Raw genomic sequence first — 17,832 nt, 5'->3', positions numbered from 1 at the left:
CCTGCTCAGCCGCGGATCATCGCGGCGATCTTGGCCATGGCCCGTTCGCAGCCACGCCGGAACTCGTCGGCGTGCGGACGGATCGAGGTCGCGAAGTAGTCGCGGCCCTTCTGCCAGTGCTGGTGCTCGGCGTTGCCGAACAGGGGGTGAACCCACTTCCGGCCGCCGGTGTCGTTCATCAGGCGAGCCAGGGTTCGGCCGTAGCGGGGGTCGACCTTGGCTCCGGAGATGAAGATCCGGACCCCGGACGCGAGTTGCTTCACCGACACCGCCGCCGCGATCCGGGCGCGCAAGCCGGTGGAGCCGCCGCCACCGGACGCTGAGGTGACCTCGACGGCCTGGACGGAGGCGCGGACGTCAGCGACGGCGTAGCGGGACTCCAGCTCGATCTCCCGCTTGAGCTCGCGGCGCAGCTCCCGGCCGTTCGACGCGGCCTTGAGCCTGCGCTGCAGGTCGCGCCATTCGTTGGTGCCGGCCATCCGGACCCGGATCGACGCCACCGAGGGCCTGCGCTACTTCTTGGCGGCGGTGCGCCGCTGTGCCCGGTTCGTGGCCGGACGGTCGTTGTCCTCGACGGCGGCAGGTGGCCTGCCCTTGAGCATCGACAGGGGCCGGCAGACGCGGGCGAACTCGTCCCAGCTCAGCTCGGAGCTGCCGTACTCCGCGACCTGCTTCTGGTTCGCCCCGATGAACGCCACCAGCAGCATGTCGGTGCCGGTCCACGTGGCGAGGTTCCCGATCCGGACGAACCAGTCCCGCACTCGCAGACCCGACTCGCGCTCGATCAGCATCACCTCGACACCGGAGAGCAGGTTGATGTCGGTGACGATGTCCAGGTACTCGCGGCGGCCGTCGATGATGACGTTGAAGTCGTAGAGGCCGGCCGTCTCCTCGGCGTCGGCCGGCGCGGTCTCGTCGGCCGTGCTGGTGTCGTTCGGCTGGTCGGTCATTCTGGGTTGTCTCCGTCCGCCGGCGCCGGCGGCGCGGGCTTGAGTCGCAGGGTGGTCCCGGCTGGGTAGTTCTTCTTGTCCCGCTCCCACCGCTCCAGGCTGCGGTCACGGATCTCGCAGACCCGGCAGTGCACGGGCGCCATGACCACGGCGTCGGGGTGGCCGCCGCGGCGGGGATCGGTGAGCTCGGGGTGGGTGCCGCAGTCCGGGCAGCACTCGCCCTTGCGGATCTGGTGCATGACCGCCTTCTGGCGGTCGGACGTCGGCCACTGCAGGAACTCGCTGTGCCGGATCCGGTACAGCTCGCAGACGTCCATCTCGAGGCTCAGGGCCGGGTCGGCCCCGAGTCTTTTCCCACGTGCTCGGACACCAGTGGGGCGCCGACGTTCAGCGTCAGCGCGGTGTTGATCAGCGTGTTGCGTTCGCCGAGGGTGAGCCCGACACCGGACGTGAACAGGTCTTGCCACTGCTCGGGGGTGAAGCGTTCCCCGCCGCCGGTGACGCACTCGGCGAGCAGCAGCGGGTAGAACCCGGCCGGGTCGAAGTCCTCACCGTGCTTGGCGTCGGGCTTCGGCGGGTGCTCCGAGCGCAGCGCCTCGAACTGGTCCGGCGGGAGCGCCCGCACCACCCACACGTCGACGACGAGCGCGTCGACCGCGGCCTGAGCCGCGTCCCGCTCGGCGACCTGCTCGGCCGACGGCCCGCCGCGGCGCAGGGAGTCCTGCACCGCGACGGCCGCACGCCCGAGGCGTTCGTGCGCGGCGTCCCAGGCGCTGCGGTCCGCGGGGAACCGCAGCGTCTCGGTCGGAAGCGACCGCTGCTGCAGCCGCTCCCAGAACCCGCTCACGAGGACGGGACGACCAGACCCACGGTCGAGTCCTCGATCGAGTACTGGAACCGGTTCCGGTCGACCTCGCCGCCGTCGACCTGCATGAGCCGGGTCGCGACCGCGACCCTGACCTTGAAGATGTCGATCGGCTTCCCCGCCCCGAACCCCTTCGGGTAGCGGACGATGTAGCCGTACTCGTCCTGCGGCATCAGGTCGAACGCCGCCTCGTCGTTCAGCGACGCGTACAGCTCCAGCGAGCTGTCGGAGTAGGAGATCGGACCGGCGATCTGCTTGTCCTTGCGGTCGTTGAGCGGGGTCGCGGTGAGGGTCTCGGACTCCTGGTCCCAGCCGTCCGACGCCCCGACGGCGGGGGACAGGTCGACCGCGGCGTCGAGCTCGAGGAGCGTGGGGGCCTTGAAGTTGCTGAACGTCTCCGCCCACGTGATCTTCGCGATCCCGCGGGAGGTGTAGTACGCCGGCGCGGCGAGAGCGGTCGTGGGCGGCATCAGGCCGTCTCCTTCTTCTGCTTGGCGGCCGTCGGGGCCGTCTGGGACTGGTCGAGGGTCGGCGACTGCTCACCGTGCGGATCGGCGTCGCCGCTGGACGAGTGCTGCAGGCCGCCGGACGGCTCCTGGATCTCCTGGCCGTCCTCGTCGTGGCTCACGATGACGATGCCGGCGTGCGGGCTGGTCTCGGGCGCGTCGCACTCCTCCCACCCCGAGTTCGGAGCGCTGGAGAGCATGTCGAACTTCTTGCGGGTCATCTCCTTGGCCACACCGTTCGCGCTGTTGCGCGCCCAGATCAGCTCGTTCTTCTCCTGCTCGGCCACGCTGGCCTCCTTCTATCCGGTGATGGCGGAGCCGTGTGCGGCGACCGCGAGGGTGAACAGGATCTGCGCGCCCGTCGTCTTCGACTTCGAGTCGCGGATCCACTGGGTCTGGTAGCGGCTGACGCCGAACCAGGTGATGCGGTGCTCGGCAAGCACCGCCTGGGCGACCGGCACGAGACCGCCGGTCGGTGCCGGGTTCTGCTCGGCGAGGACCTGCTGCGCGAGCCGCGTCATGAGGTCGAAGCAGCGGGCCAGCCGGGCCGGTCCGTCGTCGTCGTCGCCGGTGAGCGACGACGCCAGGCAGCTGACCTCGATCTGGTCGCGCTGGGACTGGATGCCCTGGTAGTCGACGGTGCCGCTGATGACGCCCTGGTCCTCGGGGGAGTAGGCGACGGCGACGGCGTCGAAGGCCTCGACCGGGCCGGGGCGCGGCCCGAACCCGACGTTGACCGGCTCACCGTCGAACAGGTCGACCGCGATGCGGTGCACGCGGATGGCGGCCTCGACCGCGGCGTGGCCGCTCATCACGGCCACGCCCGGTCAACGGGGTCCGGCCAGGCCCGTGGCGGCGGGGACAGCCCCTGCGGACTGCTGCCGTCCTCGGCGGCCGGCGGGCCGAGCAGCTCGATCAGCTTGACCCGGATCGACTTCTGCGAGGTGGGCCCGTCATCGGAGTCCGGGCCCCCCGCGCCGGGGTACCCAGTGGACCGGCCCGGGTCGGGCCGCTGGGTCTCCCAGTACTCGGCGAGCACCACCTTGCAGGCCAGCTGCTCCAGGATCTTCCCGGGCTGCGGGTACCGGCCGAGGTGGCGCTCGACCCGCTCGACGGCGGCGTCGATCATGTCGATCAGCTCGCCCTCCTCACCGGGCTGGCGGACCTCGGTGCGGTTCAGGTGCTCCTTGGCCTTGGCCAGGGGGAGCACCTCGAGCGCGGTGGGCACGGGCTACGCCGGCGGCGGCGTGGTGGCGGGTGCCCCTCCGGCGGCCGGGTAGCGCTCGATGAGCTGGCCGCGGTTGAGCTTCTTGGCCTCGTCCTCGGTCATCCCCTGCGACACCGCGTAGGCCTGCCACACCTTCGTGCTGTCGGTGTCGGTCGGGCGCTCGACGGGCGCCGACGGGGCGGCCCCGCCGATCACCGGGCCCTGCACGACGCCGCCGTTGAGGTCGAGGGGTGCCTCGGTCACGGTCGCCTTGGTGACCTCGCGGACCAGGCCGACGGCGACCAGGCGGTCGACCTCGCTCTGCGGGAGCTCGGGCGGCAGGATCGCGCCCTGGTAGTAGTAGTGGACCTTGTTGTCGCTGTGGGCGGCGACGACCAGGGGGCCGCTCACCTCGTACGTCGAAGCCATCAGGCAGCCACTCCCGTGATCGTGCGAGCGGCCCCGGGCTCGGTGACCACCGGGACGGTGATGCGCCGGGCGCGGAGCAGGTAGCCGTCGATCTTGTCCTCGCGGATCGACTTGGTCTCGATGCCGGCGCCGACGCCGACGTAGCCGGGTCCGCCGAGCTGCTCGTCGGCCATGCCGCCGAGCGCGGCGGTGTCGACGACGAGTGCAGAGGTGGGGACCGGCGAGTAGGGCGTGGTCACCCAGCGCATGCCGTCGATGACGGGGAACTCGCCGGTGATGACGGGGGCCCGGTTGTCCTCGCGGGGCAGGTAGCCGGCGTCGGCGAAGGTGGCCATGACGTTGACCCAGGCCAGGGTCGGGACCACGACGACGTCGGGGTCGTAGCCCAGGCCGAGGTCGATGATCCGCTGCTTGGCCTCGGCGACGTCGAGGAAGATCTTCTTGGCCGAGGCGGACGCCTCGTCGTTCCACGCGCCGCGTGCGGCCTTGGTGTTGGTGACCCGCGAGAGGATCGCGGCCATCGAGACACCGTCGACGGTCTTCACCATCGTGTTGATCAGCTTGCTGAACGCCACGTCGACCGGACGGACCTTGAGGCGGGAGATCGCCTCGTCCTTCACCGGGACGTCCTGGCCCCACTTCTGGGTGGCGGCGTTCTGCTGCGTGCCCATGCCCACCGCGGCCTGCGGGTACTCACCGCCCGGGCGGATGGTCTCCGGGGTCCGCGAGGTGTAGAAGCTCTCGTCGTCCTCGTCCCACGCGACCGAGCCGCTGTCGGTGGTGAAGCGGCCGGTGAGCAGCAGGTCGGCGAGGAACCGCTCGGAGGCCAGGGTCCGCAGCCGCTTCGCGATCTGCTGCTCGTCCTTGAGCAGGCGGTGGATGGTGACGGTGTCGCCGGTCCGCGCGGGCGCGTTCGGCGGGTAGGTGTACGGCATCGAGGGTCTCCCTTAGCGGGCGAATCGGGCGCGGACCGTCTGGCCGGCCGTGGGCTGGGCGGTCAGGGCGACGCCCACGACCTGCGAGTAGTCGGTGACCGAGCCGATGGCGGCGACCCGACCGTTCGCGGCGGCGACGAGCACGTCGCCGGCGACGACGGCGCCGTTGACGATGGGCTCCTGCACACCACCGGAGGTGACCAGGACGCGCTCCCCGGCCTTGGCGTCCTGCGCGGCGATGCCGAGCCAGCCACCGGTCGAGGCGGAGGTCTCCTGGACGCTGTTGTTGCCGACGACTCGCACCAGGCGCCCGCCGACGATGTCGGCGGCCGCGGTCTGGGTGATGTCCTCGCCGGGCTTGAACACGGGCACGTAGTCGGCCATGTCAGGCCCCCTTGCTCTCGTCGCCCCACAGCTGGTCGACCAGGTCGCCGTCGGGGGTCTCGTCGTTGTGGTCGTGTCCGACGGCGTTGCCGACCGGCAGCACCTTCGGAAGCTGGGCGAGCGTGTCGGCGTCGCCCGGGTCCGCCTCGAGGCGGGCGAGCCAGTCGTCGCGGCGGGCCGGGGCGATCCGGCCGTCGGCGACCGCGGCGTCGACCGCACGGACGCGGTCGTCGCGCTGCTGGCGGTCGTGGGCCTGGCGGCCGAGCGCGGCGTCGGCCTGCAGGCTCTGGATGATCGCGTCGCGGTCGGCGAGGTCGGCGCGCAGGCGGCTCGTGAGGGCGGTGTCGGTGGTCTGCTCGGCGAGGGCCTCGTCGAGGGCGGCCAGGGTGGTGGCCTCGTCGGCGTTCGCAGCGACACCGAGCCGCGTACGGACGTCGTCCAGGAACGGCATGTCGTCCTCCTGGTTGGGGGCACCCGTCGCGGTCGCGGCGGGTGTGGTGCGGCCCGGCATCGCGGGCTCGGGCGCCTGGGAGCGCCCGGAGTAGGTGAAGGCGGCCAGGTCGAAGCGGTCCGCATCGGACAGCGAGTCCCAGAACGAGAACGACCAGTCGTCGAGGCCACCGGGGGTAATCTGCTGGCCTTCGGCGGTGCCGGTCTCGTCGGCGGTTGCGACCCGGTCGGCGAGACCGGCGGCGACGGCTTCCTCGGCCGTGTACCAGGTCTCGGCCCGCATGACGGCCCGCCACTCGGCGGTGCTGCCACCGGCCTTCGCCGCGAGGGTCGAGGCGAGGCTGTCGCCGGTCTTGTCCAGGCGCCGCACGAACGCTTCGAGCTCGGCGGCGTTGCCGATCACCACTCCCCAGGGGTCGTGCACCATCATCTGGCTGCCGATGCCCATGACGACCTCGTCGCCGGCCATCGCGATGACCGACGCCGCGGATGCGGCCAGGCCATCAACGCGGACGACGACGCGAGCCCGGTGGGCGCGCAGGACGTTCGCGATCGTCACGCCCTCCAGGGCGTCGCCGCCGGGGCTGTTGAGGTGCAGCACGATCTGGTCGACGTCGAGGCTGGCGACGTCGCGGACGAAGTCGTCGGCGGTGAGGCCGAACCACCCGCCGATCACGTCGTAGAGGTAGACGTCGGCCGTGGTCGAGGAGGCGCCCTGGGCGGGACCGGTGTCGTCGTCGGCGGCGGCGGGGGCCAGGTTGTGCACCGGGCCGACCCGGTACCACTCACCCGGGTCGCCTCGGGTCCCGGCTGCCGCTCGGAAGCGGGGCAGCTTGCTCGGCATCGCGAGCGCTCCTCTCGGGTGGGGGTTCACGCAGCGGCGGGCGGCCGCTGGCCGCGGTAGGGGTCCGGGACCGGGGACGGGGCCTCCAGCTCGGCGATGACGCCGCGCAGGATCGACGCGGCGGTCTGCTGCGGTTCCTGGCCGGGGTCGGCGGCCGGCCCGGCGGGCTTGCTGTAGCTGCCCTTGCGCGGCAGGCCGTAGAGGGTGCGCACGGCCTGCTCGAGGTCGCGGTCGGGCAGCACGATCCCGGAGCGGGCCAGCAGGCTCAGCGACTCCGCGGTGGCCGGGTGGCGGGACCCGATCTCGGTGCAGATCAGGCGGGGCGCGCGCTCGTCGATCCCGTAGTTCCAGTCGACCAGGTCCTCGATGACGTGCTGGTTGAACACGTCCATCACGTCGTCGGCGATGGTCTGCAGCGACATCGTGAAGAACTCGGCGAAGGTGCTGCCCAGCGCCCACGAGCCGGTCTGCGTGCCGAGGTTGAGGAAGTGCAGCAGCGCTGAGCGGGCGATCTGCTCGTCGTAGTAGCGGATGACCTTGTCGGCGTCGGGGAGGTCTCCCTCGACGCCGCGCAGCAGCAGGTCCGCGCCGTAGGGCACCGCGGCGCCGGCGGCCTCGCCGGAGCGCCAGTTGGTGGCCATCTGCAGTCCGGGGCCGAGGTCCTCGCTCTTGGCGGCGCCCTTGTACACCGGCAGTCCCATGCCGTTGCGGTCGACCGACATGGCCTGGATCCGCAGCATCCGGTCTTTGAGCAGCCAGAACTTGTAGGCCGCGCGCAGCATGGATTGGCCCTGCCAGTTCCCAGCCTCGCGCTCGTTGGTGTACATCACCAGCCGGTCGACCGGGATGTACACCGGGCGGGGCAGCTGGGTGCCGCGGATCAGGTCGCGGGGCGAGGTCGCGGCGGGGGCGTCCTGGACGATGCCGAGCAGGCCGCCGTCGCGGGCGATGTCGAACTCGCTGATCGTGGCCGGCATCCGGGGCGCGAGCTTGCGCAGGCGGTAGCGGCCGCCCTCCAGACGGCAGACCTGCTCGAACGGCATGTGCCCGAACACCTGGTCAAGGAGCGCGTGCCGCAGGTGCTCGGTCCAGGAGAAGCGGTCCCGGGTGCGGCCGGGTGTCTTCGTGTCGGCCCCGTCGATCGGGATGCCGGTGTCCTCGCTGATCTGGGCGACGCACTCGTCGCTGGCACCGTTGGGGTCCAGGCGCCACTCGGTCCGGCGGATCGGCATCGTCACCGCGCGCAGGACGGACTGCACCTGGGTGTCGGTGCGGCGCATCCGGTCGAACACCTTGACGTTGTTCGGCCAGCGCAGTTCGGGCGTGGGCTCGTCGATCGAGCCCCACCACTGGCCGCTGTCGACCTTCCCGACGCCGAGCTCGGTCACGGGTGGGCTGCTCATGCTGTCCTCCGGTCAGAATCCGAGGTGGGCGAGGTCGCCACCGAGCGCGCCCAGGCCGTCGCCGTAGTCGGTGCCGGCGTTGGCCGGGACGGGCAGCGGCGCGGAGACCGGACCGGTGCCGTCCTCGACCGCCCACACCGCCAGAGCGGCGCCCTCGACGGGGCTGACGTCGGTGTCGCCGCGCCGCAGCCAGGTCCAGCCGTCGCCCATCGGGCGCTTCACCGCGGCCTTCACAGCGATGTCGAGTGGTTCCTGGTCGAAGTGCCGGATCACCGGCTCGTCGACGACACCCCGGACGAACCGCTGGTTGGCGTGTGCGGCCTCCAGCTCGGCGGGCACGACCAGTTCGACCCCGGCGCGCTCCAGCGGGGCGAGCAGGTAACCGGCCGGGCCGCGCTTGTTGATCGCGACCACGGTGTGCGGGTGCCGCTCGGCGAGGTCGAGCACCTCGGGCAGCACCCAGGCTGTGCCCCGGGCGTAGCGGACGACCTGCACCAGGAGCTCGTCGTCGACCGACCGGCCGGCGACCATGACCGCGGCCCAGTCCTGTTCGGGCGGCATGGCGATCGCGAACGCGACGTCGGAGGTCCACAGCTCGTCGGCGTCGCGGCCGTCGGCCGTTCGAGACGCCCAGCCGCGGGCGATCCACGCGGTCTTCGAGATGACCTGCCAGCGGCCGTCGGTGGTGACCTGGACAGGCCAGCAGCCGAGGACCTCGCGGGCGAAGTCGCGTTCGTCCATCTCGGCGCGCAACTGCGCGATGGACTCCTCGCTGACGCGACCTCGTCCCAGCGCCGGGAGGGCAGCCGCCCAGTTCCGGCGGTCGTCGAGGAACGCGGCCCGGTCGCGGGTCGCCATGCCCATGACCTCGTCGAGGCTGGTGCCCAGCCCCCAGTCGCGGAATCCGAGCCGACCGTCGCTGTCGCCCTTCGCCGCGCGGTCGGCCAGGGCGTAGAGGACCTTGCCCTCCTCGACGTCACCGCGCAGCGGCGGCGAGGACAGGTAGAGCGTCTGCGGGTTCGGGCGGGCCAGCTGGGTCGGGGCGACGGCGGACTGCTGCTGACGGGTGTAGGCGAACGCCTCGTCGATGACGATCAGGTCGCCGGAGAAGCCGCGGCCGGCGCCCTTGGACCGGGCCATGAACCGCATGCGCTGACCGGTGGACAGCTCGAAGCCCTCGTAGCCGTTGTTGTTGATCACCTTGACGAGCACGGCGCCGTCGTCGAGGGCGATCAGGTTCGGCCCGGCGTCCTCGCCGAGGCGCTCCAAGGCCAGCCGCAGAGCGAGATGAGCCTCCAAGGCCGTCTTCACCTCGTGTGCCGACCACATGATCAGCTGCTCGCCCAGCAGCAGCATCCCGGCCAGCGCTCGCGGGAGCCCTACGCCGGCGGACTTGCCCTGCTGGCGGCCGACGAGCTCGGCGTACTCGCGCGCCGCCCACTTCTCGTCGCTGCGGAACGCGAGCATGTGCTCCAGCGCGTCGGCCTGCCACGGCTCCAGCGGCAGCCCGGCCATCTCGGCCAGCTCCACAGCCTCGGCTCCGTACGATCCGACCGCCGCGGCGGGCTGCAGCTCAACCCGCGGCGCCGGTGCGCCTACGAGCACGGGCTCGGGCCTGGAGGTCAAGTACCCCACCACCCTTCCTGGCCGGGGTCAGCCCGCCGGCGCCGGTGCTGCCCGTCTTCGCAGGGATCGAGGCCTTCGTGAGGTCGGCGAGCAGCGCGCGCAGCGCCAGGGCCTGCTGCCGGGCCTCGGACAGCACGCTGTCGATCGTGATGACGACGTCGCCGCCGTCGGTGGTCTCGTAGCGCAGCCAGGTGCCCTTGTTCTCCAGGGCGTGGTCCAGTCGGTCGAGCCGGTCGGCGAGCCGACACGCCTCATCGAGAACCTGGCGCTGCAGCGGGCCGACCCACGGTTCGTCGGCGACCGAGTCCCACAGGTCCTGACCGCGGGGTCCGTAGCGAGAGCCAATCCGCTCGGTGCGCTCGACGCTGGCCGCGACCGCCTCATTCGCTGCCGCCTGCTCGACGAGCTCGCAGCGGCGCTGCGGATCGCACAGCGAGTGGTCGCCCTTCTTGTGCCGACGGGCACGGCGCGCGCGTTCGGCTGCGGAATCAGGCATCAGGACAACCCCAGCTCGGCTCGGCGCGCCGCGCGCTGGTCTCGGCGCCACTCCGTGTGGCGCTTCTGGTTGCACTCGCGGTGCGCAGCTCGGACGTTGGCTCGGTCGAGCAGGGCACCACCGCCTTCCAGCGGCAGGACATGATCAGCGGTGGGCGATAGTCGATGCGGCCACGCGTGTCGAGGGGAGAACCCTTGGCCGCAGTACCAGCAGGACTTCTCCTCGCGCAGTACCTGCGCGCGCAGCCGGGCCCATCCCGCGCTTGTGTGTCCGGAGTCCGAGCGACGTCGCCTGTTCTTCCGGTGGTTCCGCGGCCGGGCGTGTGGCCCACGGTCGCAGCAGGTCTTCGAGCACCAGCGTTGTCTGGAGGTCGGGCTCTCGATGATGACGTCGCAGGCTGGGTGCTCGCACTCGATCGGAGGCCGCTTCTGAGGGGTCCGGGGGCTGGCGCGTCGACAGCCGTGGCAGCGCCGGAGCTCGGCTGGCAGCGAGCCCGAACCGCTGTAGAGGAGCTTGCCGCAGCCGCTGCACGGGGTATCGGGACGTCTGACCATCGGGCCTCACTCCCGAGACCACGGTGACTCAGCGTGACCGTCACGCCGGGCTGTCACGCGTCACGCCGTGACGTCTGGCAGGTCAGAGAGGCTTTCGAAGCTTCAGAGCGGGGTCGGCGCCCCGGTTTCTGTATTTTTCCTGGTCAGAGGCATGATCGCCGATCTGGCGTCGCGTTTCCGCAGGTCAGAGCGTTGATCGATGATCACGTTGTGCGCGTCCGCAATGTCCGATTCGCGGACGCGTTGTGATCATCGGTGTGGATCACCACTGCCTGAGGCGAGGCCGTGCACGCCTGCCCGTGGCGCCGCGCAGCTGGTTGCCGAGCACCGCGCCGGCCCTGCGGTTGCACCGTCGATGGGCCAGGGCGTCGGGCAGCGCGCCACCGAGGGCGCGTGCTCGCTCGAAGTGGTCGGCGTCGATGCCGTCGATGTCGTTGCGGTCGACGTCGAGCTGGGCTCGGTACATCGGGCCGCCGCATCGGCAGCACGGGTCGCCATCGACCAGCTCGGCCTTGAGCCGGCGGGCCGCGCGCTGGTGCTCACCGTCGTAGCCACGCTCGGTGGTGGTGCCACGCCGAGGCATCAGCTGTGCAGGTAGATGTTGATCGAGCGACGCTGGTCGGCCGCAGGCCAGGTCAGCCACACCGGGTGAGGGATGCGGTAGCGCTGGCATACGGCCAGTTCGATCCGCAGTCGTTCGGCCGCGCTCACGGGTACGCGGCCAGCCACTCGTCGCCGGGCCAGGCCCAGCCGTACTGCCAGGTGCGCACCATCCGTGCGGCCGGGTCGACGGCGCGGGGTACCAGCCAGCCGTCCTCGCGGGCCTGCTCGCGCTGGCTCTCGACGTGGCCGTGGCAGCGTCGGGTGTCGCCGCCCATGCCGCACAGGGTGACCAGGTTGACGGTGGTGTGCTCGCCGCCCTGGGATCGGGGCTTGCGGTGGTGCAGCGAGTACGGGATGCCGATGATCGAGAACCCGCAGCGGGCGCAGGCCTTCCCGTCGCGGGCGAGGACCTGGCGGCGGATGGACTCGGGGATGTCGACCGGCCGGCCGCGGCGGGTGCGGGTCGCGACGCGCGGCAGCTCGGTGCGCTTCAGCTCGCCCGTGCCCCGGGGCAGCGGGGTCTTCCGGGCGAGGGGGGTGCGGCGCTCCAGACTGGACACGGCGACCACCTCGTCCTCGGTGTGGCGCGGTCACAGCTGGGTCCGGAAACGGGCCAGGCCCAGCCGATCCGTAGTCGGCTGGGCCTGGGCACACGTGTACTGAGCGGCGTCACTCTAGCGTTCTCACCTGGGCCTCGCGCAAGTCACTCGGCCGTAGCGACGGGCTTGCAGGCGTTCGGGCATGACCAGCCGCCGGCCTCGAGCAGCGCCACGACGACCTCGGCCTTGCACACCGGACACGACGGCGGGCGGTCGTCTCCCGGGGCGCGCTCGACCAGGAGCAGCGTGGCCGGGTCCACGCGGTAGCCGAGCGCGGTGTAGTCACGGGCCGGGCGCCTCGCCGCTCGCGCCTCGGTCAGGACGCGGTTGAGCTGCTGCAGCTGGGTCTCGCCGACCCAGCGGGCCGGGCAGCGCAGGCAGCGGGCCCGCTGCGGCGTGGCTGAGGTGTCCAGGTTCAGGGTCGGGCGGCGGACGGTGTCGCCGTCCTGGACGACGTAGGCCGTTGTGTGGCCGCAGTCCGGGCACGCGCCGGGGATCGTCCAGTGGTTCTCCGGGTCGAGGACCGCGCGGGCCCGGTCCGGCCAGCCGGCGGCCAGCTCGGCGGCGCCGAGGACCTGGGTCTCGTCGTCGCAGGCCTTCGAGCACCATGACGTCAGGTGCGCGGCCAGGGTGGGGGAGCTGGCCGGGCCGCGGAACGCGGTCGCCTCAGCCACCGTGGTGACGAAGTCCAGGGCCGACAGGGCCAGCGGGGAGCGGGCCGCGCCGGTGCCGGCGCTGGAGTGCCCGGAGTCCGAGCCGTTCGGGATTGCGTCCTGCAGCTGCGCCAGCAGCGAGGGGACCTCGACCGTCGGGACCGTGCGGGCGCGGCGGCGGCGCTCGATCAGGCCGATGGTCTCCAGCGCGGCGTAGGCGATCGAGGTGTCCCGCAGCCGGTAGGCCTCCGACAGCCGGTTCCACGACGCCTGCTCCAGGTCCCGGTCGTCGACGATCTGCTGGTGCTCGTCCGAGCCCGGGACCGGCTCGGCGCGGTTCAGGCGGTGCAGCGACGGCTTCGTCAGCTGGTCCACGGCGACCTGCAGCTCCACAGCGGCCATGGCGGGGGTGACGGTCTGCTCGGTGTCGGTGTGGGGGGCGGACATGCGGGGAGCCTCCAGCGGGCCGGGGAGCGGGCGGGGGAGCAGCACAGCGGTCACGAGTCCTCCGAGGTGCGAGCGCGGGGCGAGTGGGGGCGTGCCATGCGGAGCGAGAGCGACACCCAGACGACGAAGATCAACGAGCCGAGAGCCCGAGTGCTGCCCGTCCATGCCACGTAGGCGGCCAAGGAGATGATGAGCAGCTCCAGCAGCAGCGGGATCCGGGCGGCCCACAGGGCGGCGGGGTCGGGAGCCAGGTCGTGGCCGTGCCCGGTCACCGGTTGTGCCCCAGGTCCTCGCCGACGATGACCCCGGCGATCTCCAGCGAGTAGCTCACCGGCTGGCCCAGCGACCAGCCCGCGAACTCGATCCGGTCCGCCGCCGCCCGCATCAGCGCCGACAGCGGACGCCGCATCGCGACGGGCAGGACCAGCCTCACCGGCATCAGCAACGCCCCCGTCCCATCGCCCGCCGGCGGGGTCACCTCGACCTCGTACGGCACCGTCGGCGCGTCGCAGTCCGGATCGAGCCGGGACGCCGCCTCACGCAGCTTGTGGACGCGGTTCCGGTCCTCCAGGTTCACCGTGCTCCCTCCTCACGTAGCCGGGTCTCCTCGGCCGTCTCAGGGCGGAACTCGACACCGGGGCCGACACCCGGGGCCCGGTCGTCCCGGGTCCACACCACGGCGCGGCCCTGGGTGTCCTCCGCGGCGTCCGGGTGGCGCTCCGCGGTGCCGAAGGTGCGCCACCAGCCGACCCGGCACGCGGCGGCCAGGGGTCGGTCGTCCGGGACGGTCTGCCACCGGCGCTCCGCCATCGCCCGGGCCAGGTCCACGTCGTGCGTCCGGCGCACCAGGACCGACGGGAAGTCGACCCGCGGGTAGTACAGGACGTCAGCCCGGGGCGGCTTCGACTGCACCGCCACCGAGCCGTCCGCCCGCGTCACCCGCTGGCGGCGGTACCGGGGCCGGGACGCGGTCACCCGGGCACCCGCACGGTGACGTGGCCTCCCGGCGCCGGATAGACCGGCGGCCCCGGCGCGGGAGGCACGGACGGGTCGACCTCGACGGCCCGGACATCCGTGATCGCCACACACGCCCCGAGAGCGACGTGCCGGACCGGGTCGTCCAGCTCCAGCACCGCCTCCGGCATCTGCACCGAGTCGCTGCGCTGGACCAGCTCCCGCTGCTCGACGATCTCGGCCGCCCGCACCCGGGACACCGTCGCCGTCAGCTCGACCTGGCCGAGCATGTGGAACGTCAGCCGGCGCTTCACGACCGCCGCCCCGGGGACCGGCGCGGCACCCGCCGCGGCGCGACCGCGATCGGGCCCGCGCACCGGCACACCCGCGCCTCACGCGAGGCGCCGCACCGCGTGCACAGCAGGTCGTCGATCATCGCCTCCACCGACGGGTACCGCTTCCACACCGAACGGGGAGCCGGGCGCTCCGGGGCCGCCGTCACGGCGCGACCATCGGCGCCGGGACCCGGCCGGTGACGATGTCGTAGATCCGCTGATCCCGACGTGCGTCACCCTGAGCCGTGTGGCGCTCCAGCGGCGGGACCTCCACGCCGAGCAGCTTCGCGATGTCGTCCGAGCGCCGCTTCACGGGCGGACGGCCCGGACCCTCCCCAGCGGCAGCGCGCCCGTGGAGCCAGCCGCACGCCAGGACGATCACGTCGCACAGGTCGTAACGCCACGTCGGAAGCAGCCGCTGCTGCCGCAGGATCGCGGCAATCGGCTCGGCGTCGAAGGAAGGGTTGGTGCCCACCCAGACGGCGTCGTGGGTGAGCGCCAGGACATCGGGGGCGAACCGTTCGTGAGGTGTCACCGCATCGAAGTACGAGCCCAGCAGCTCCCGGTCCCAGGCGCCCGTCGCTTCGAGGCCGAGCGGATGCCGGTCCCAGAACCCTCCGACGCGCAGCGCGAACCCGTCAGCGGCGTCCAGGGGGCCCGGAGGCAGCCACCAGTGATGCACGGACTCCGTGCCGTCCGGGGCTCGCCGGATCAGGCCGACCTCCCACGGGACGCGCCGGTGATCGGCCCTGGTGGTCTCGGTGTCCACCCAGACGATCGGCGGCGGGGGAACGGTCTCGGTCTGCTGCTGCTCGGTCATCGTGCTCGCCTCTCGTCCAGGTTGATCAACTTGCCGCGCAGTTCCCGCACCGCTCGCTCCGCCTCCCGCGTGTCCGCCACCAGCAGCCCCTCGGTCAGGCCGGCAACCAGCCGGGCCCGCTCCCGATCCCACGCCGCCCGATGAGCCACGAACAGCGCCGCATCCCGCGCGTACGCAGCCCGCACCGCCACCAGCTCCGCCCCCTGAGCGGCCAGCTCGGCGCGCAGCTGCTCCACATCCCGCGACTCCGCCACCGCGTGCGCTACCCGACGGCGCAGCGATCGCAGGCGGCCGAACCGCGCGCCCTCAGCCACGGTGCTCACCGCCCCGACGACGCGCGGAACGGCGACGCTCAGCCCGGTTCGGGCCAGCTGCGCGGCGCTCCGGGTGCGTGTCGACGCAGCCGCGCACCCACCGGGAGCCCTGCCTCCGCCACCGGCACTGCGACATCGACCTGGCGCGCCGCTCGGTCATCTCGGACCCGTCTGCCAGGCTCCCGGCGTACGCGACCGCGCCGTCGTCCCGCAGTGCGATCAGGCCGCGGCAATGGGTGCACATGCCGCCCGTCAGGAGCTTCACGGCCAGGGCTTCAGCGGCCTCGTCCGGGCCGCGGTGGTTCTCGACCATGATCCGGGCGCCCCGCAGCTGGGCGTGGGCCCACCAGCCGGCCTCCGCCACCGGCACGTCGTCGTGCAGGTAGCCGATCTGCATCTCGCGGGCACCGGTGCGCCCGACCAGCTCGACGGCGGCGTCGAGGACCTCGGTGTTGCGGCGGTCAGCCACGGTCGCCCCCGCCCCGACCGGACGCCGGGCACCCCGCGAAGTGCCCACCCGACGTCGTGGCCTCCAGGTTGCACACCCGGCACACGACGCCCTCGCTCGTCATCACCAGGCCCGACAGCTCGTCGACACGCAGGTCCCGCCACACATAGTCGACCTGGTCGTCACACGCCGAGACGTGTAGCCAGCCCTCCGGGTGCGGGTCCCGCAGGCACTCCATCCGGCCGGCTCGGTTGCCGGTGTAGGCGGTCGCCCCGCAGATCGCGGCCGGTTCGTACGGGCCGATCGGGTCGTCGTCGCCGATCTCGACGCCGGCGAGCGGGTCCGGTGCGGCGGTGTCGTCGGCCGGGGCCGCGGATCGGCCGGTCCGGCGATCGTGGTCCGCTTCGCCCGCCCGGATCTCGGCCCGCAGCGGCTCGTACAGCTCGTCGTCGGCCGGGGGCTGCCCGTCCGTGCGTGCGACAGCCGGGCGGGCGACCCGGTTCAGGTGCTCGGCGACCTGGTCACCGACCCATCGCGGCGGCACGAGCGCGCCGTGAGAGGCGAGCGCATCGCGCACGTCCTGCGCGGTCAGGTCACGCCCGGCGGCCGGGCGGGCGAGCACGGCACGCAGCCGATCCCGGATGCTCGCGACGTCGTCCCGCACCTCCTCGGCGGCAGCCGTCACGCTGCCCTCCGAGCGCATCGCGACACTGGCAGCCTCGGTGTGCAGGTCGTCCAGGTCGGCCACGATCGCGGCCAGCTCGGTGTCCGGCCCGTCGGGCACAGACGAGGTCATCGGGACTCCTCAGTGAAGTAGTTGCGCGCTTCGAGCAGCGCGTCGTAGTCGCTGTTCCCGTAGCAATCCGGGGCCGGAGACCGCCCGTTCCGGACGAGATCGGCGAGGTGCGCATCGACCATCTCGACCCGGGACAGCCCAAGGTCGTGGCGTGCCGGTTCGATGACGTAGTCGCTGATCGGGCCCTCGATCGTCAGCACGGCGTCGTCCTGGCGCAGCCACTGCGGGCGCGCGAGGGCGTCCAGGATGCGTTGGACGAGGTCGCCGCTGTCCGGCCCGTCGGTGGGCCGCTCGACGGCGCTCACCGGGACCCACCGGCCTCGTCTGCCAGCACGGGCGGCTCGACAGCCGGTGCCTCGCCCTCCACGACCTTGCCCATGTCCAGCAGCTCCCCGAATCCGAACAGCCGCCGCCTGTGGAGCCTGAACAGGTCCCTGCCGGACCCATCGCGCCATCGGTGACCCTCTCGGACGCAGCGGAACACCTCGCCGCTCGCTGCCTGCACGTGCACGACGGTCACGTCGTCCGGCGGCGGGTCAGGCAGCGACCAGGTGCGCGGGCAGCGCGTCGCATTCTCCTGCGGGAAGTACCGGATGAGGTTCTCGTCAGCGACGGCGTCCCGGCCGGGGATGGCGTCCAGTGCGTACCAGGTCCCGTCCGACATGCGGCGGTGCACGATCCCGGTATCCGGGTTGACCGCGAGGGCGACGGGCTCGGCGGCCCGCTGGTCGTCGGGCTGCTCAGCCACGGCGGGCCCCCTTCGAGGTGGTGTGTGGGGTGGCGGGTGCCTGCTCCGCGCGGGCCCTGACGGCAGCCGCGCGGAGCAGACGGACCGTGCGCCGGCGCAGCCACCACCGGCCCAGCCAGGTCTCGGCGAGCAGCAGCTCCAGCAGGCCGTGGCCGCCGCCGTACCCGGCGACCCCCGCGACCAGGTGCCGGTCTGGCAGGCACTCGGTGAGGGTGCGGCGCATCGCCGGCGGGACCGCCTGCTCGGCGCGGGCGGCGATCACGACACCGCGGGCGACCGCGATCGCGCCCAGCACACCGAGCGGGCCGTCCGCGGGACACGGGTCCGGGTACTCCGGCCACCACGGGCCCCGGTGGTGGCCGTGCGCGTCGATCAGCTGCGCCGCCGCGGCGAACACCACCGCGGCCTCACGGCGGGTCAGGCCGAAGTGGGTTCCCCCGACGGGCGGGGAGACGGCACGACCTCG

The 17,832-nt window shown here is 72.6% G+C and carries 31 protein-coding genes; all 31 read right to left on the bottom strand.

What is annotated here, in order from left to right; all coding sequences use genetic code 11:
- Window positions 1-5: 5 nt before the first annotated feature.
- Complete coding sequence (locus MTO91_RS23810; RefSeq protein ID WP_476652822.1) at window positions 6-500, bottom strand: hypothetical protein; 495 nt, start codon at window positions 498-500, stop codon at window positions 6-8.
- Window positions 501-512: 12 nt separating this feature from the next.
- Window positions 513-950, bottom strand: a complete 438-nt coding sequence (locus MTO91_RS23805) for a hypothetical protein (protein WP_476652820.1) — start codon at window positions 948-950, stop codon at window positions 513-515.
- The gene (locus MTO91_RS23800; protein WP_476652819.1) at window positions 947-1,267 is read right to left on the bottom strand and encodes a hypothetical protein; all 321 of its coding nucleotides are present in this window, start codon (window positions 1,265-1,267) and stop codon (window positions 947-949) included. The genes MTO91_RS23805 and MTO91_RS23800 overlap by 4 nt, the downstream gene beginning before the upstream one ends.
- An 8-nt stretch (window positions 1,268-1,275) precedes the next feature.
- Window positions 1,276-1,797 (bottom strand): NinB/YbcN family protein, encoded by a 522-nt coding sequence (locus MTO91_RS23795; protein WP_476652818.1) that lies wholly within the window; start codon window positions 1,795-1,797, stop codon window positions 1,276-1,278.
- A complete protein-coding gene (locus tag MTO91_RS23790) occupies window positions 1,794-2,285 on the bottom strand; it encodes a phage tail tube protein (protein ID WP_476652817.1) in 492 nt (163 codons plus the stop codon). The genes MTO91_RS23795 and MTO91_RS23790 overlap by 4 nt, the downstream gene beginning before the upstream one ends.
- Window positions 2,285-2,608: a hypothetical protein gene (locus tag MTO91_RS23785; RefSeq protein ID WP_476652816.1), complete on the bottom strand. Its 324-nt coding sequence runs from the start codon at window positions 2,606-2,608 to the stop codon at window positions 2,285-2,287. Before MTO91_RS23785 ends, MTO91_RS23790 begins: the two co-directional genes overlap by 1 nt.
- Window positions 2,609-2,620: 12 nt before the next feature.
- Window positions 2,621-3,133: a hypothetical protein gene (locus MTO91_RS23780; protein WP_476652815.1), complete on the bottom strand. Its 513-nt coding sequence runs from the start codon at window positions 3,131-3,133 to the stop codon at window positions 2,621-2,623.
- A complete protein-coding gene (locus tag MTO91_RS23775; protein WP_476652814.1) occupies window positions 3,133-3,549 on the bottom strand; it encodes a head-tail connector protein in 417 nt (138 codons plus the stop codon). Before MTO91_RS23775 ends, MTO91_RS23780 begins: the two co-directional genes overlap by 1 nt.
- Window positions 3,550-3,552: 3 nt before the next feature.
- Complete coding sequence (locus tag MTO91_RS23770) at window positions 3,553-3,957, bottom strand: hypothetical protein (RefSeq protein ID WP_476652812.1); 405 nt, start codon at window positions 3,955-3,957, stop codon at window positions 3,553-3,555.
- Window positions 3,957-4,892: a phage major capsid protein gene (locus tag MTO91_RS23765; protein ID WP_476652811.1), complete on the bottom strand. Its 936-nt coding sequence runs from the start codon at window positions 4,890-4,892 to the stop codon at window positions 3,957-3,959. Before MTO91_RS23765 ends, MTO91_RS23770 begins: the two co-directional genes overlap by 1 nt.
- A gap of 12 nt (window positions 4,893-4,904) precedes the next feature.
- Entirely contained in the window at window positions 4,905-5,276 is a 372-nt protein-coding gene (locus tag MTO91_RS23760; protein ID WP_476652809.1) for a DUF2190 family protein, read from the bottom strand.
- A gap of 1 nt (window position 5,277) precedes the next feature.
- On the bottom strand, window positions 5,278-6,570 hold the full coding sequence (locus tag MTO91_RS23755; RefSeq protein ID WP_476652808.1) for a head maturation protease, ClpP-related: 1,293 nt from the start codon (window positions 6,568-6,570) through the stop codon (window positions 5,278-5,280).
- A gap of 26 nt (window positions 6,571-6,596) precedes the next feature.
- The gene (locus MTO91_RS23750; protein WP_476652807.1) at window positions 6,597-7,973 is read right to left on the bottom strand and encodes a phage portal protein family protein; all 1,377 of its coding nucleotides are present in this window, start codon (window positions 7,971-7,973) and stop codon (window positions 6,597-6,599) included.
- A gap of 12 nt (window positions 7,974-7,985) precedes the next feature.
- Complete coding sequence (locus MTO91_RS23745) at window positions 7,986-9,503, bottom strand: hypothetical protein (protein ID WP_476652805.1); 1,518 nt, start codon at window positions 9,501-9,503, stop codon at window positions 7,986-7,988.
- A gap of 43 nt (window positions 9,504-9,546) precedes the next feature.
- Window positions 9,547-10,095 (bottom strand): hypothetical protein, encoded by a 549-nt coding sequence (locus tag MTO91_RS23740; RefSeq protein WP_476652804.1) that lies wholly within the window; start codon window positions 10,093-10,095, stop codon window positions 9,547-9,549.
- The gene (locus MTO91_RS23735; RefSeq protein WP_476652802.1) at window positions 10,095-10,649 is read right to left on the bottom strand and encodes an HNH endonuclease; all 555 of its coding nucleotides are present in this window, start codon (window positions 10,647-10,649) and stop codon (window positions 10,095-10,097) included. The genes MTO91_RS23740 and MTO91_RS23735 overlap by 1 nt, the downstream gene beginning before the upstream one ends.
- 262 nt (window positions 10,650-10,911) lie before the next feature.
- A complete protein-coding gene (locus MTO91_RS23730) occupies window positions 10,912-11,232 on the bottom strand; it encodes a hypothetical protein (RefSeq protein WP_476652801.1) in 321 nt (106 codons plus the stop codon).
- Window positions 11,232-11,360, bottom strand: coding sequence for a hypothetical protein (locus tag MTO91_RS23725; protein ID WP_476652800.1), 129 nt, complete (start codon window positions 11,358-11,360; stop codon window positions 11,232-11,234). Before MTO91_RS23725 ends, MTO91_RS23730 begins: the two co-directional genes overlap by 1 nt.
- Window positions 11,357-11,812 (bottom strand): HNH endonuclease, encoded by a 456-nt coding sequence (locus MTO91_RS23720; RefSeq protein ID WP_476652798.1) that lies wholly within the window; start codon window positions 11,810-11,812, stop codon window positions 11,357-11,359. The genes MTO91_RS23725 and MTO91_RS23720 overlap by 4 nt, the downstream gene beginning before the upstream one ends.
- Window positions 11,813-11,955: 143 nt before the next feature.
- Window positions 11,956-12,951 (bottom strand): DUF7341 domain-containing protein, encoded by a 996-nt coding sequence (locus MTO91_RS23715; RefSeq protein WP_476652797.1) that lies wholly within the window; start codon window positions 12,949-12,951, stop codon window positions 11,956-11,958.
- A gap of 50 nt (window positions 12,952-13,001) precedes the next feature.
- Window positions 13,002-13,223, bottom strand: a complete 222-nt coding sequence (locus tag MTO91_RS23710; RefSeq protein ID WP_476652795.1) for a hypothetical protein — start codon at window positions 13,221-13,223, stop codon at window positions 13,002-13,004.
- A complete protein-coding gene (locus MTO91_RS23705; protein ID WP_476652793.1) occupies window positions 13,220-13,528 on the bottom strand; it encodes a hypothetical protein in 309 nt (102 codons plus the stop codon). Before MTO91_RS23705 ends, MTO91_RS23710 begins: the two co-directional genes overlap by 4 nt.
- On the bottom strand, window positions 13,525-13,926 hold the full coding sequence (locus MTO91_RS23700) for a hypothetical protein (RefSeq protein ID WP_476652792.1): 402 nt from the start codon (window positions 13,924-13,926) through the stop codon (window positions 13,525-13,527). Before MTO91_RS23700 ends, MTO91_RS23705 begins: the two co-directional genes overlap by 4 nt.
- A complete protein-coding gene (locus MTO91_RS23695) occupies window positions 13,923-14,282 on the bottom strand; it encodes a hypothetical protein (protein ID WP_476652791.1) in 360 nt (119 codons plus the stop codon). Before MTO91_RS23695 ends, MTO91_RS23700 begins: the two co-directional genes overlap by 4 nt.
- A 121-nt stretch (window positions 14,283-14,403) precedes the next feature.
- Window positions 14,404-15,060, bottom strand: a complete 657-nt coding sequence (locus MTO91_RS23690) for a PolC-type DNA polymerase III domain-containing protein (protein ID WP_476652790.1) — start codon at window positions 15,058-15,060, stop codon at window positions 14,404-14,406.
- The gene (locus tag MTO91_RS23685) at window positions 15,057-15,383 is read right to left on the bottom strand and encodes a hypothetical protein (RefSeq protein WP_476652789.1); all 327 of its coding nucleotides are present in this window, start codon (window positions 15,381-15,383) and stop codon (window positions 15,057-15,059) included. The genes MTO91_RS23690 and MTO91_RS23685 overlap by 4 nt, the downstream gene beginning before the upstream one ends.
- Window positions 15,367-15,843: a hypothetical protein gene (locus tag MTO91_RS23680; RefSeq protein WP_476652788.1), complete on the bottom strand. Its 477-nt coding sequence runs from the start codon at window positions 15,841-15,843 to the stop codon at window positions 15,367-15,369. The genes MTO91_RS23685 and MTO91_RS23680 overlap by 17 nt, the downstream gene beginning before the upstream one ends.
- Window positions 15,836-16,618, bottom strand: coding sequence for a hypothetical protein (locus MTO91_RS23675; protein ID WP_476652787.1), 783 nt, complete (start codon window positions 16,616-16,618; stop codon window positions 15,836-15,838). Before MTO91_RS23675 ends, MTO91_RS23680 begins: the two co-directional genes overlap by 8 nt.
- Entirely contained in the window at window positions 16,615-16,923 is a 309-nt protein-coding gene (locus MTO91_RS23670) for a hypothetical protein (protein ID WP_476652785.1), read from the bottom strand. Before MTO91_RS23670 ends, MTO91_RS23675 begins: the two co-directional genes overlap by 4 nt.
- Window positions 16,920-17,366, bottom strand: coding sequence for a hypothetical protein (locus MTO91_RS23665; protein WP_476652784.1), 447 nt, complete (start codon window positions 17,364-17,366; stop codon window positions 16,920-16,922). The genes MTO91_RS23670 and MTO91_RS23665 overlap by 4 nt, the downstream gene beginning before the upstream one ends.
- Window positions 17,359-17,766: a hypothetical protein gene (locus MTO91_RS23660; RefSeq protein ID WP_476652783.1), complete on the bottom strand. Its 408-nt coding sequence runs from the start codon at window positions 17,764-17,766 to the stop codon at window positions 17,359-17,361. Before MTO91_RS23660 ends, MTO91_RS23665 begins: the two co-directional genes overlap by 8 nt.
- Window positions 17,767-17,832: the final 66 nt, after the last annotated feature.

The sequence above is a fragment of the Pseudonocardia sp. 2-7 genome, from assembly GCF_056341085.1.
The sequence above is the reverse complement of the archived record's forward strand: the minus strand, read 5'-3'. Positions and strand labels throughout refer to the sequence as shown.

Bases quoted from the DNA above. Each gene is read 5' to 3' on its own strand.
- MTO91_RS23805 (WP_476652820.1), bottom strand. From the start codon at position 950: ATGACCGACCAGCCGAACGACACCAGCACGGCCGACGAGACCGCGCCG.
- MTO91_RS23800 (WP_476652819.1), bottom strand. From the start codon at position 1,267: ATGGACGTCTGCGAGCTGTACCGGATCCGGCACAGCGAGTTCCTGCAG.
- MTO91_RS23790 (WP_476652817.1), bottom strand. From the start codon at position 2,285: ATGCCGCCCACGACCGCTCTCGCCGCGCCGGCGTACTACACCTCCCGC.
- MTO91_RS23780 (WP_476652815.1), bottom strand. From the start codon at position 3,133: ATGAGCGGCCACGCCGCGGTCGAGGCCGCCATCCGCGTGCACCGCATC.
- MTO91_RS23770 (WP_476652812.1), bottom strand. From the start codon at position 3,957: ATGGCTTCGACGTACGAGGTGAGCGGCCCCCTGGTCGTCGCCGCCCAC.
- MTO91_RS23765 (WP_476652811.1), bottom strand. From the start codon at position 4,892: ATGCCGTACACCTACCCGCCGAACGCGCCCGCGCGGACCGGCGACACC.
- MTO91_RS23760 (WP_476652809.1), bottom strand. From the start codon at position 5,276: ATGGCCGACTACGTGCCCGTGTTCAAGCCCGGCGAGGACATCACCCAG.
- MTO91_RS23755 (WP_476652808.1), bottom strand. From the start codon at position 6,570: ATGCCGAGCAAGCTGCCCCGCTTCCGAGCGGCAGCCGGGACCCGAGGC.
- MTO91_RS23750 (WP_476652807.1), bottom strand. From the start codon at position 7,973: ATGAGCAGCCCACCCGTGACCGAGCTCGGCGTCGGGAAGGTCGACAGC.
- MTO91_RS23740 (WP_476652804.1), bottom strand. From the start codon at position 10,095: ATGCCTGATTCCGCAGCCGAACGCGCGCGCCGTGCCCGTCGGCACAAG.
- MTO91_RS23735 (WP_476652802.1), bottom strand. From the start codon at position 10,649: ATGGTCAGACGTCCCGATACCCCGTGCAGCGGCTGCGGCAAGCTCCTC.
- MTO91_RS23730 (WP_476652801.1), bottom strand. From the start codon at position 11,232: ATGCCTCGGCGTGGCACCACCACCGAGCGTGGCTACGACGGTGAGCAC.
- MTO91_RS23715 (WP_476652797.1), bottom strand. From the start codon at position 12,951: ATGTCCGCCCCCCACACCGACACCGAGCAGACCGTCACCCCCGCCATG.
- MTO91_RS23690 (WP_476652790.1), bottom strand. From the start codon at position 15,060: ATGACCGAGCAGCAGCAGACCGAGACCGTTCCCCCGCCGCCGATCGTC.
- MTO91_RS23675 (WP_476652787.1), bottom strand. From the start codon at position 16,618: ATGACCTCGTCTGTGCCCGACGGGCCGGACACCGAGCTGGCCGCGATC.